General features: G+C 46.1%; 14 protein-coding genes. 2 read left to right on the top strand and 12 right to left on the bottom strand.

Annotated elements, in window-relative coordinates; all coding sequences use genetic code 11:
• Positions 1-28: 28 nt before the first annotated feature.
• The 4 genes from ACOJUR_RS01855 to ACOJUR_RS01840 form a co-directional block, all read right to left on the bottom strand.
• The gene (locus ACOJUR_RS01855) at positions 29-358 is read right to left on the bottom strand and encodes a cyclic-di-AMP receptor (RefSeq protein WP_072873649.1); all 330 of its coding nucleotides are present in this window, start codon (positions 356-358) and stop codon (positions 29-31) included.
• Between the two features lie 20 nt (positions 359-378).
• On the bottom strand, positions 379-996 hold the full coding sequence (tmk, locus tag ACOJUR_RS01850; protein WP_420949110.1) for a dTMP kinase: 618 nt from the start codon (positions 994-996) through the stop codon (positions 379-381).
• Between the two features lie 26 nt (positions 997-1,022).
• On the bottom strand, positions 1,023-2,429 hold the full coding sequence (locus ACOJUR_RS01845; RefSeq protein WP_420949109.1) for an aminotransferase class I/II-fold pyridoxal phosphate-dependent enzyme: 1,407 nt from the start codon (positions 2,427-2,429) through the stop codon (positions 1,023-1,025).
• An 89-nt stretch (positions 2,430-2,518) separates the two neighbouring features.
• Positions 2,519-2,710 (bottom strand): sigma factor G inhibitor Gin, encoded by a 192-nt coding sequence (locus ACOJUR_RS01840; protein ID WP_072873654.1) that lies wholly within the window; start codon positions 2,708-2,710, stop codon positions 2,519-2,521.
• A gap of 220 nt (positions 2,711-2,930) precedes the next feature.
• On the opposite strand from ACOJUR_RS01840, the gene ACOJUR_RS01835 reads away from it, so the two are divergent.
• Entirely contained in the window at positions 2,931-4,589 is a 1,659-nt protein-coding gene (locus ACOJUR_RS01835; protein ID WP_072873656.1) for a putative polysaccharide biosynthesis protein, read from the top strand.
• Positions 4,590-4,615: 26 nt separating this feature from the next.
• On the opposite strand, the gene ACOJUR_RS01830 is transcribed toward ACOJUR_RS01835, so the two are convergent.
• From ACOJUR_RS01830 to ACOJUR_RS01795, 8 genes are all read right to left on the bottom strand, one after another.
• A complete protein-coding gene (locus ACOJUR_RS01830) occupies positions 4,616-4,885 on the bottom strand; it encodes a pro-sigmaK processing inhibitor BofA family protein (RefSeq protein WP_165611955.1) in 270 nt (89 codons plus the stop codon).
• Between the two features lie 12 nt (positions 4,886-4,897).
• Positions 4,898-5,212, bottom strand: coding sequence for a DUF2508 family protein (locus ACOJUR_RS01825; RefSeq protein WP_072873658.1), 315 nt, complete (start codon positions 5,210-5,212; stop codon positions 4,898-4,900).
• A gap of 104 nt (positions 5,213-5,316) precedes the next feature.
• Entirely contained in the window at positions 5,317-5,922 is a 606-nt protein-coding gene (gene recR, locus ACOJUR_RS01820; RefSeq protein WP_306955055.1) for a recombination mediator RecR, read from the bottom strand.
• The gene (locus ACOJUR_RS01815) at positions 5,922-6,233 is read right to left on the bottom strand and encodes a YbaB/EbfC family nucleoid-associated protein (protein WP_072873661.1); all 312 of its coding nucleotides are present in this window, start codon (positions 6,231-6,233) and stop codon (positions 5,922-5,924) included. The genes recR and ACOJUR_RS01815 overlap by 1 nt, the downstream gene beginning before the upstream one ends.
• Positions 6,234-6,247: 14 nt before the next feature.
• Entirely contained in the window at positions 6,248-7,969 is a 1,722-nt protein-coding gene (dnaX, locus tag ACOJUR_RS01810) for a DNA polymerase III subunit gamma/tau (protein WP_420949108.1), read from the bottom strand.
• 50 nt (positions 7,970-8,019) lie between these two features.
• On the bottom strand, positions 8,020-9,105 hold the full coding sequence (locus ACOJUR_RS01805; RefSeq protein ID WP_420949107.1) for a two-component system sensor histidine kinase NtrB: 1,086 nt from the start codon (positions 9,103-9,105) through the stop codon (positions 8,020-8,022).
• A gap of 208 nt (positions 9,106-9,313) precedes the next feature.
• Positions 9,314-9,664 (bottom strand): hypothetical protein, encoded by a 351-nt coding sequence (locus ACOJUR_RS01800; RefSeq protein ID WP_072873664.1) that lies wholly within the window; start codon positions 9,662-9,664, stop codon positions 9,314-9,316.
• Between the two features lie 385 nt (positions 9,665-10,049).
• Positions 10,050-10,466, bottom strand: a complete 417-nt coding sequence (locus tag ACOJUR_RS01795; RefSeq protein WP_072873665.1) for a MarR family winged helix-turn-helix transcriptional regulator — start codon at positions 10,464-10,466, stop codon at positions 10,050-10,052.
• A gap of 119 nt (positions 10,467-10,585) precedes the next feature.
• Here ACOJUR_RS01795 and ACOJUR_RS01790 point away from each other — a divergent pair, with 119 nt between their 5' ends.
• Positions 10,586-12,334, top strand: coding sequence for a chloride channel protein (locus tag ACOJUR_RS01790; protein WP_420949106.1), 1,749 nt, complete (start codon positions 10,586-10,588; stop codon positions 12,332-12,334).
• Positions 12,335-12,337 lie beyond the last annotated feature (3 nt).

The following is a 12,337-nucleotide window of genomic DNA, read 5'->3' as shown; positions in this document are numbered from 1 at the left end:
TAAGCTTGGCAATTCCTATCTCGGCAAATTAAAATTGTGCAAATTCCTCAATATCTAGAATAAACAACGTAGCGCCGCCCACTTGGACGGAAACTGGGTAAGGAATGTACGATTCCAACTGACTTCCCATGGGAGACATAGGAGTAACAACCTGTTCTCGAGAACGGCAACTATTTCGAATAATTTCTTTAACGTCTTCCACTTTTTCATTTTCCGCACCAATAATAAATGTAGTATTGCCTGCATGCAAAAAACCACCTGTGGAAGCCAGCTTAGTGGCACGCACTCCAGCTTTAACCAAATTGTGGGCGAGCCTTGGACTATCCTTATCCTGGACAATCGCAATCATCATTTTCATTGTTGCTTGACCCACCTTTCCTATGTGAGATATTTCTCGATGGTCAACCAGATTTCCTGCTCCAGCGTCTCGCGATTTTGCCTGGCATCCAATATCACCACTCGATGCGGTTCAGCAGCAGCAATCGCCAAAAAGGAGCGGCGTACACGCTCAAAATATTCAGTTGTACGCTTTTCTATCCTATCCAATTGCTGTCCTTCTCTTCCTTGGACAATCCGGTGTCGGGAATCCGTCACAGGTAAATCAAAGAGAAAAGTTAAATCAGGCCGTACATCCTGCACAGCCAACTCGTTTAACGCAGCCACCCGACGTTCTCCTAAACCAAGTCCAGCTCCTTGATAAGCAATAGAAGCATCTACATAACGATCACAAATGACAATCTCACCCTTCTGGAGCGCGGGACGAATCACAGTTTCCACCAATTGCGCACGCGAAGCCGCATATAAATAGGCTTCTGCAATAGGTGTCCAATCTGCATCAGGGTTGAGCAGCCACTCACGAATTTGTTGTCCACCCGAAGTTCCACCCGGTTCCCGAGTAACCAAAACTTTCATGCCCTGTTCTTTTAACTTTTGCACAAGTCGATCAATTTGCGTACTTTTTCCGGCTCCATCCAATCCTTCAAAAGTAACAAACATAGAACATTGCCCCCACTCATCTGATCTCAAGACAGCACCGGAAATTGACATCCTGGTTTACAGCCCACCGGGATGGCACCAGAAGCTTCTAAATAGGCAACCAATTCCACATGTTCACGACGTATCTCGTCGCCAGGCAGAAGAATTGGCATACCGGGCGGATAAGGAATGACACAAGAAGCTGATATTCTGCCCACTGCGCTATGACCACTTTGCCAAACAACGCAGGTCTCCTGAGGCGGAAAATGATCGGCTGTATCCAGACACTTTTGCGGCGTACACTCAGCAACTGCCTGGAGAATCGCCAAGAGTTTAGGGTCCAGGTCCCCTGATTCACGCTGCCAACGTACAAGTAATGCCTCTAAGCGAACTGTGTCGCGTTGACTGAGATGATAGGGCGGAATAAGCAATCCGCCTGCTACATTGACATATTCCGCAAAAATATTTTCCTTTTCCAAGGCCTCCGTCAATAACTGGGCTCGTTTGGTCGATCCGGTTGGAATCCAGATACGGAGCGGATCGGCATCTGAAACATTTCGCCATCTATCAAGCATGGATAAATGTTGCTGTAGCTGCAAGACATCTCCTGCAGCTTCACAACGCAACCAAGCTTGCGCGACGTCCAGAGAAGCTAAAAGCAGATATGAGGGACTGGTGGTTTGCAAAAAAGAAAGCGCTGACTTCAGACGCTCTGCCGACAATAGAAAACCCTGATGATGGACCCAGGCGGTTTGTGTGAGCGCTGGCAGCGTCTTGTGGGCACTGTGAATAACAATATCCGCCCCTTGTTGCACACTGTGTGGAGGTAGATCAGTGACAAGCCCTAAATGAGCGCCGTGCGCTTCATCAACAATCAACGGGCAGTTGTATTCGTGCGCCAAACGAGCATAAGCGTCTATATCTGCCACTCGTCCCGTATACGTTGGCGAGGTGACCACAATCGCTGCCCATGAGTGAGATTGTGCCTGATCAGCTAACCAGTTGGCGATTGCTTCAGGAGGTGGAACTAGCATTTCCAGGCGATTTTCATCCCAAACGGGAGCCAGTCGCCACAGCTTGGCTCGTGCCAATTGCGCTCCGCGCCAAACACTCCAATGGAATGGCCCAGCGACAACGACGTCGCGATGTCGTTCATCGACAGAGGCAAAGATAGCCGCCATGACACAAGCTGTTGAACCGTTGACAGAATAGTAGCAACCTTGCGAACCGTAATGGCTGGCAGCCAGTTTCTGAGAGGCTAAAATACTCCCCGTTGCATCATGCAAATTGTCGAGACCGGGAAGCTCCGTCAAATCAATACGCAACGCAGATTGCAACCATTGTCCTAACAAGGCAGGCATGTCTCGCCCACTGTGGTGGCCGGGCACATGCATGGACAAGCGTTCAGCCTGCGCTGCACCCAACAATTGACGCAAAATGGGTGTCTCGTCCAAGGTGATGATGTCGATCCCGCCCTTTACTCCAACATTGTACGCTCATCATAACGAATGACGGGCAACACCTCAACTGGATATCGGAGTTTTCAAGAGAGGGCTGAAAGCCATATTCTCTTCATGCACTCTACATAGAGTGAATAGCGAGGATCGCCCACTTCCGTATGTACAATGGCCTGTTCGCAATCTATACAGATGAACTCACCGCATATACGAATGCCAGCACTCCTAGTCATCCCGCAAATAATGCATTCTGTTTCGGACGGCCAATGGTTTCGCATGTCTGCACCGCCTTTCCAGCAAGATAGCAGATGTATTTTCTATTTCTAGTTTGTCTCTTAACGCGAAATCCTATACGTAGAAGGAGGCAAAAAATTGGCGGCTGGCGCAAGCGGCTGCCACTCCGTTCTCTATACGTTATGACAGAGCTTCTCAGGAGGTTCAAAATAGAGCATTCTAGGCTGCCGAACTCTCTGTTATAATGCGGAGTGGAATGCGGAGGTGGATCCAACGAAAGCAACAAATGTCGCGCGTGGCGCGTCCATATACGTCATCTGTGTTGGGATTGCCAAATTTCTTGGCATCATCTATATCATTCCACTCACCTATCTGCTTGGCAATGTGGGTTTAGGCTTGTACAACAATGCCTACGCCATGTTCACCATTTTCCAACAGTTGGCTTTGGCCGGCTTCCCGCTAGCCATGAGCAAACTGATTTCTGAACGTTTGGCCATCAAACGCTATGGTGAAGCGGAACAATATTACAGAGTCGCCATGCGCACGATTATCCCTTTAGGCATCATTGCCTTTCTGTTAATGTGGTTTCTCGCTCCTGCACTGTCAGGACTAACCGCTGTGCAGGATTCGGGAGAAGCGGCGCGATACATGGTGCCTTCGTTTCGCGCGCTTGCCTTTGCACTTTTATTTATTCCTTTCATGAGTGGCTACCGTGGTTATTTGCAAGGATTCCAGCAATTGGAGATGCCCGCTTACTCACAAACGGTGGAACAAATCTTTCGCGTTCTTTGGATGGTAACTGCTACTTACTATCTCATGCGCGTGCGCCACGAATCCTATGTTTTCGGCAGTGCGTCTGCCACCTTTGGCGCAACCGTGGGAGCTGCGGCTGGCGCCTTACTGCTGGCGTTGGCTGTCCGACCTATTCGCAGAGAATACAAACCACTCGCTTCTTTTTCCAATCAATCGGACTGGCAAGCGTTGCGTACCTTGTATAAAGTAGCATTGCCCATCTCTCTGGGTGGATTAGTGGTGCCTATTTCTAATCTTGCGGATAGTTTTACAGTACAAAATCTTCTTATAGCTGCACACGATAGTTTTCGTGAAGCCGCAGCTCAATACGGCATTTTGACTCGACAAGCACTCTATTTGATTCAATTGCCACTTACATTCGCTTATGCCATAGGCGTTTCGATTCTGCCAGCTGTCTCTAGTGCGAAGGCCAAAAAAGATCAGAGCGCCTTACAGCGTACCGTCAGTTCAACTGTACGCGGCATGTTTCTCATGACCTTTCCAGCAGCGGCTGTCCTGCTTGTATTAGCTAGACCTTTATCTGCTACGCTTTCTGGTGATTTCGACGGAGCACCCATTATTTCAGCCGTTTCTTTTATGGCTATTTTCTCAAGTCTTGAATTAATTTCTACCTATATCCTTCAAGGACTCGGAAACTTCTATCGTCCGGTACGCAATATGTTTTTAGGCGTATTTGTAAAAATTATGTTCAACATATTACTCATACCTACCTTTCACAGTGTTATGGGTGCCGCCATTGCCACCACCATTGGCTACATATTCTCTTCCACACTCAATGTACTGGCTGTGAAAAAGTACGGACAAGTAAAATTTTCTTTATTTCGCTACAGTATTCGATTTTTATTGCCCACATTGCCTACAGCAGCCGTTCTATGGATAACACGCGCTGTCACCCATTGGTTTTTACATGATTTGATGATTCGCTCTGTACGCATTACCAGCGCCGTTGAACTACTGCTGGCAGTGGGAGCCGGAGGTTGGGTCTATATCTACCTACTTCTAAAATTGGGAATCGTGCGAGAGAAAGAATTAGAAGCGTTACCAGGTATCGGTCGGCGATTGGCCATCATAGCCCGCCGAATGTACCCAGAACACGCTTCTGCTCGATGAATGAATCTGTATGGCGTTCTAAATTTTCAACCCGGAAAAATCCAAAGTTTTAAGGTAATGAGCGCTGCAAGACCAGGAAAACCGAGAATGCCTGCTGTCAAAGCAGTAGCTGGATTGAATGGGAGATGAAAATGCACATAGCTTCCTAGCCAATTGATTACAAAAATAGATACACAACCAAAAACAGCAATCTTGAGAAGGGTCAGCAGCCCATCCAGCGGTTTACGAAAAAATTGAGCCAGAATGATGAGAGCCAGGAGAATACCTCCGCCGTAGAGCAACCAATGTATAGACATCATATCACCTCTTTACACTCCATCATCCAGTTCAAACCATTCAAAGCACACACCTTCTACGACTAACTGGCGCTGTCTCGCCTGGTGCAACAAATAACGAAAATGCTGTTCAGCGGCATCTAACCGAAAGACCATATGATCGATAAGTTCCGGATCGCTCACTTCATTAAATTGGCTCTGAGCTTCCAACCAGGCTCGATGCGAACGAACGATTTCTTGAAAAAGTGGATCAGCGGCACCTCCAAAAGCGTCTGCTCCATCCCGCTTGGGATTAAACCGCGATCGCGCAGAGAGACGTTTCGGCTTTGCGGCAGTCGGGGTACGCATAAAGAAAACCTCCCGTGACCTGAATACTAGAATATAGACAGGCAGGAGGCGTTTTATGACTCTTGTAGAAAAAATGATAGTTTTACAACCGTATATAAGAAAATTTACAGGCTGCGGCGACCCTCCAGAGCTTTAGCCAGAGTCACTTCATCCGCATATTCCAAATCGCCGCCAACCGGCAAACCACGTGCAATTCGTGTAACTTTGAGTTCAAAAGGACGCAATAATTTAGAAAGATACATGGCTGTGGCTTCACCTTCCACGGTTGGATTGGTAGCCAGAATCACTTCTTCGACCGAATCGTCAGTACCAGCCAATCGCGTCAACAATTCACGAATCCGTAAATCATTGGGACCGATACCATCCATGGGTGAGATGGCCCCTTGCAAAACATGATAAAGTCCATGAAATTCATGCGTACGTTCCATAGCTACCACATCTTTGGCATCTTGGACTACACAAAGCACGCTCCGGTCTCGTCGCTCATCACGACAGACAGGACAAGGGGAAAATTCCGTAATATTACAGCAGATTTGGCATTCTACCAAGCGTTCTTTGATATCCAGCAAAGCTTTGGAAAATTCTTCAATAGTTTCTTTGGACATGCTCATACAATGAAAAGCCAATCGAGCGGCTGTTTTGGGCCCAATTCCGGGAAGCCTCATAAATTGTTCCATCAACCGTTCAATGGGTTCTGGATAACCCCACATTAGAACAACCCTGGCAAGTTCATGCCACGAGTATACTTGCCCATTTCTGATTCCGTCAGCTCATTCACCTTTTGTTCCGCATCTTGCAAAGCAACCAGAATCAAATCTTGGAGCATCTCCACATCATCTGGTGTAACCACTTCGGGTGAAATCATAACCGACTCCACATGCTTGTGGCCATTCATCACTACAGAAACGGCTCCCCCGCCGGCAGTCCCAGTTATTTTTCGTTCTGCCAAAGCTTCCTGAGCCTTCAATAAGTCTTCCTGCATCTTTTTAGCTTGTTTCATCAATTGATTCATATTTTTCATGTGTAATCCCTCTCTTAAAGTTCATCTGTGACATACTCAATCTTATCTTTGCCAAACAGCGATTCCACCACTTCCAGCCAACTTTCTGGCGCCACCGCGTTGCCATCCTGTTCAGCAAGAAACTCTTCCCAGTCGCTTTGTAGAATCGCCAACAAACTTCTGGCTTCGCCGATTGTGTGTTCCACTGCCCATTCAATAGCATTTCGCTCATCAGGTTTCATAACGGCGTCGCGGTGAATTTTACTGCCAAAAGCAATCACCATTTCTTTCTCGGTGGCCAGCACAGGTTGTCCATTCATGAGCCATGCGTGTGCTTGAATTCGCTGTTGCCGAACACTTTGAAGAATGTCTTGCCAGCGGTCACAAATGGCCTGCAAGGCAGTACCGTCTTGTCTCTCAAATAGAGAGAGTAGCACTTCACGTTTTCGCCCTTGCATGGCGGCTGGTGCGCGAAGTTGGCGATTCTGCCCAGAGGGAGAAGGTGTTGCCAATTCTTTCTGAGCAGATGATTCGCTTGCCGAAGATTTTTCATCTGGTGAACGGACAAGCGGTGTCATTTGCCGTTTTTCAATACCCGCATCCGCAACACGCGTTGCCGCGATTAACCGCGACACCGTTGGCTGTGCCTCCATCACTGCCATTGTTGTGGAATCGCCAGGAGACGAGACTTGACTCAGCGAGAGCAAAGCTGTTTCCAACATTAAACGTGGTTGTTCCGCATGACGTAAGGCCATCATTGTATCATTCATCTTGGACATAGCCAAAAGCAACCATTCGCTAGAAAGCCGACTCGCTATTTCTTTATAGTCTTTGAAAGAATGCAAAAGTGGACGATCCGCTGGAGACAGCCGCACAACCAGCACATCTCGAAACATGGCCAGCATCTCAGCAGCTATCCGCCCTGCATCTTTACCCGTTTGATAGAAATTAGACAGTTTTTGCAAAACTGCAAGCAAATCTCCCTGCACCAGCGATTCAAGCAAGCTAAGCTTGTCCTGTGGCCGTAAACCGCCCATGACAAATGACAGTACATCCAAGGTAATCTGGCCTTCACCATAAGCTGCAGCTTGCTCCAGGAGACCTAGCGCATCTCTCATACCACCATCTGCCGCTTCGGCGATTTGCCAGAGCGCCTCATCTGCTGCCTGCCATCGCTCCGCATCTACTGCAGCTCGCAAGCGGCCTACCATATCAGCCGGTTCAATCCGCCGGAAATCAAACCTTTGGCAACGAGAGACAATTGTGGCTGGTATCTTATGAGGTTCGGTTGTAGCCAGGATAAACAATACATAGGAAGGTGGTTCTTCCAACGTTTTAAGCAAAGCGTTGAACGCTTCCATGGTCAACATGTGCACCTCATCGACAATGTAGACCTTGCGCTTCAAATATGCAGGTGCATAGTGCACTTTGTCTCGTAAGGAGCGGATTTCATCAACACCGCGATTGGAGGCTGCATCAATCTCTTCAACATCGACTGCTGCTCCCTCTGCAATCGACAAGCAGGCTTGACAAGCATTACAAGGCTCACCTTCTACTGAATGAAGACAGTTAACCGCCTTGGCTAGAATCTTTGCTGTACTTGTCTTGCCAGTGCCACGCGGACCGCAGAACAAATACGCATGCGCCACCTTGTCTTGCAGCAGAGCGTTGCGGAGAGTGGTGCGGACATGCGACTGCCCAACCATATCAGCAAACTGCTGAGGCCGCCAGGCACGATAAAGCGTTTGATAATCCACAACCTCCCCTCCTTCGTGATAAAGGTATCACAGCAGGAGAAACAGAACAATTAGGCAGATGGTATGATTTCCTCTTTGGCGAGTGGTAAACGTACGCAGAACGTGGATCCGAAACCTTTGGAGGAGACGCGAATATCTCCACCGTGATCGGCCACTATACGTTGACAAATAGGCAAACCGAGTCCTGTCCCTTTCTCTTTCGTGGTATAAAAAGCATCAAAAATTTTGTCGATCTGGTAATAAGGAATGCCCGGCCCTGTATCTGAAATATACATTTCACACCATGGCGATTGATTTTTAACCAATACTGTCAATTTTCCGCCAGCATCCATAGCTTCCAAAGCATTTTTTATGAGATGGTGAAGCAGACGCAAAATCATTTGTCGATCCGCTTGCAGAAACAGTTTATCTTCTATTTCGAAATGAGATTCAATCCCCATTCTGTCGGCCTCTGAAACCACATGACCACGCAGTTCTTCTATCAAATCGCTCATGCAGAAAAATTCCATATCCAAATGATGTGGACGTGCCAAGAGCAACAACTCTTGAACCAGTTCATCAACCTTTTGAATTTCAGAGAGCATCATTTCGGTAAGACTATGCTCATCTTCCCGCCCACTTGCCTCTTGCCGGCTTTCAAGAATTTGCAAAAATCCTTTTACAGTAGTCAATGGATTGCGTATCTCATGGGCAATACCAGCAGCTACTTTTCCTATTGTGGCTAGTTTCTCCGCCCTTTGTAAATGTTGATCGAGTACGCCAAAATCACCCAAATCTTTCATGGTTATAAATAATCCTAGGTAATCTCCACTTTCCGACAGGAAAGGGAAACTATCAAGCAGTAGATAGAGAAGTTGACCATTTCGCTCCCAAGTGACTATGGTATCGCGCAATATGCGCTGCTCTCGAACGCAATGCGCTAACATCTGATATTCATCCGATTGGGCAGTCAAACATTCCCTGAGTGGAACTGGAGGAGCCAAGAGTTCAGCGTGATCGAACAATTTGCAGGCTGCAACGTTGTAAAAGCGTACTTCCTCAGAGGTAGAAAGAAAAATGACAGCGGCGTTGAGCAACTCTAGAGACGGACAAACCTGTGGAACTGACGCCTGTTGCTTTACCTCAGTTCGGCTCACCAATAAGCCCCCATCCATCTTGTAGGAATTCTTGCACACAGCGTATTTTGCCACGATTCCTATGAAATCCTCCCATAGGACAAAAATAGTTGAATTGCGACAGATTCCGACAGTTCCCTTGATGGATAGGCATAAAAAAAGGGCGCCTTCGCCCTTTTGCTAGCTGTAGAATTTTCAAATATATTCACTCTGTGTTTTTCTGTCTCGTCTACCATAAAAACGCCAATAGGAAAATCCAGGCGAAGGCGAGCCACCACCACCACCAGCCGCCATACCATACTCCATAACCTGGACGTCCCCAACCAGGACCGTAGCCATATCCAGGCCCATAACCAGCTCCATATCCCCATTGAGCGAGTGCGATATCGAGTTTCTTGGCATCGTCACCCTCCGTCGGCTGGGTGCAATTTGCCAATCCAATTGGAGCATATTGCCTAGGTACTCTCACTAAAACAGCATTCTGATTCACTGCTGTTATAATGCCACGATGAGAGCCCCATGGCGTCTGAAAACGTACCCATTTACCTATATTGTTTGCACAATCACTGCGATTGCACATGCTTTCTCACCTCCGTATGAATAAAGTAAAAACGAATACCTAACAGACTCATGGAAAATGGATCGACAACATCCCTGCCCAGAGAGACTGTTTTGCCGATCCCATTTTCATTCTCAATATACAGGTGTTGTTGTGCAGGTTGTGGTATATACAGGTACGAGTAGGAAGAAGAGAACAAAAATAATTAGAAATACGACAGCCCAGCGGGTGTATCCACCAAATACTCCATACATGCTGACTTCACCCTTTCATTTTTGACATAGTGAAGAATATGTCAGTTGGCATATGGAATGTGGCGGTATTTGTCCTGTACCTTCCCAAGAAGAAAGTTTCAATCTCCAGAAAAACTCAAATCGCAAGTTATACCCAAACCGTCATGGGCTACTCAAGAATCCCCGAATTCATCTAAATCTAAATAACGATGTGTAATACCGAGTTTCTTCAATTCAGCTTGATGTAACAACGTTAATTGACAAAGAATGTCTTGTCCCTTTTTCGTTAACTCAATGCCTATACTTCGCTTATCTGTTGGATGCGAAAACCGTCTGACCAAACCTATTTTTTCACATCTCTGTATCAGTCCTAACGCACTATGATGACGAACTAAAAGCCTCTCAGCAATTTCTGTTGGAGTCATCCAATTTCGATGCGGATAACCTGCTATGGCGAGCAGTAATTGATGTTGGCTTGGTGTAATACCAACTTGCAGAGCAGCCGTTTCACTAAAATGTAAAAATTTTCTCAAACGATAACGAAATTCTGCTAGTTCTTGATAATCCTCTTTTGTAGGCTCCCTATTCATATAACCAACTCCGTCATTCAATCTTGCATTTTATATCGTATAGCGATATAAAATATACGGTCTTAAGTTTTGTGGAAGCTCCCCATGAATCTCGAATGACTTGAAGGGAGAAACAACAAATGTTTTTTAAAACGAAGCAAACAGGTGATTTTACTACCAATACACAAATCATCCGTTTATCTATCGTCGCTCTCATCATTGGTGCCATATGTGCATGGATTGCTGTTGTTTTACTGAAAATGATTTACTTTTTTACAAATTTATCTTTTTTTCATCGATTCTCCTTCGCTTATGCTACTCCTACTCATAACTCATTACATGCTTGGATAATCGTTCCTCCCATACTTGGCGCACTTGTCATTGGAATCATCGCCCGTTATGGTTCAGAAAAAATTCGTGGACACGGAATTCCTGAAGCTATCGAAGCCATGATTATCAACGAAAGTAGAATATCTCCGAGAGTTGCCTTTTGGAAACCTATTTCTGCAGCGATCTCCATCGGAACAGGCGGACCTTTCGGAGCAGAAGGACCTATTATCATGACTGGAGGTTCCTTCGGCTCTTTGTTTAGTCAATTGTTCAGATTATCTCCCGTAGAGAGACGCATTCTTTTGGTAGCTGGAGCTGCTGGGGGCATGTCTGCTACATTTGCTGCTCCCGTGTCATCTGTTCTCTTTGCCATTGAGCTCTTGGTATTTGAATTTAAACCTCGCAGCTTGGTTCCCATTGCAATTGCAAGTTCTGTTGCTGACGCTATACGTATGCTTATCCTAGGATCAGGTCCTCTCTTTGCCATGCCTATTCTCCATCATACGAGTTGGAATTTACTAGCCGTGTCATTTGTCATTGGTCTAATGGGAAGTTTATTGGCTATGCTCTTAACGCGAGCTATCTATGGTGTAGAAGATTTTTTTCGCAAACTCCCTATACACTGGATGTGGTGGCCTGCGATTGGTGCAGTATTTATAGGACTAGGTGGGTGGATTTCACCTCGCTCTTTAGGCGTAGGTTATGACAGTATTTCAGCAATGCTGAATATGAAATTAACTCTTTATACACTCATTGGACTTCTGATTGTAAAGACAATAATTTGGGTCATTTCTCTTGGCTCTGGAACTTCTGGCGGAATCCTAGCTCCTATCCTCATCATTGGAGGAAGCTTAGGCGGGGTTGCAGGCTATGTTTTTCATGCTCAACATCCAGGAGTATGGGTTTTGCTTGGTATGTCTGCCACTTTTTCTGGTGTCACACGCACACCTTTCACTAGTATCATTTTCCCGCTGGAATTGACCCATAACTTAGGAGCCTTGTTACCGCTTCTGGTAACTTCAAGCATTTCCACAGGCTTTTCCTCGTGGATTCTCCCGCGTTCCATCTTGACGGAAAAAATCGTGCGTCGTGGACTGCATTTGACCCGGGAATATAAAACTGATCCGCTTGAGATGCACGATTGTAAGGAAATTTGTTATATACCAAATAATACTATTCATGGAGATGCGTATCTCACGACAATTACAATGAATCTCCTTAGCCATTACGATACGAAAACTTGGTTCACCGTATTAGATGATGACGGACATCCAGTTGGAATAGTGCTTGCCTGTGAAATATTGTATCGCGCATCAATAACCCCTCAGCAAAAGGTACTTGAAATCATAAATGATGCACCGTACGTACGTAATAACGATACAGCCAAGGTGGCTATGCAACAAATGCTTATATCTCACTGTGATTGGGTAAAAGTCATCAACAAAGAAGATCACCAGATTGAAGGTTTTTTGACCATCCAAAAGTTGATAGATTTACGCAGGAAAGAATACGAAGAAGAAACTGAAAGAAAACGTGTTTTTTCTATTTTTCAAAATTAAATC

Origin of the sequence: Alicyclobacillus tolerans, from assembly GCF_048984885.1 — a bacterium.
Lineage (GTDB): Bacteria > Bacillota > Bacilli > Alicyclobacillales > Alicyclobacillaceae > Alicyclobacillus_I > Alicyclobacillus_I tolerans.
Note: the sequence above shows the minus strand (reverse complement) of the source record. Positions and strands in the feature narration are given on the sequence as shown.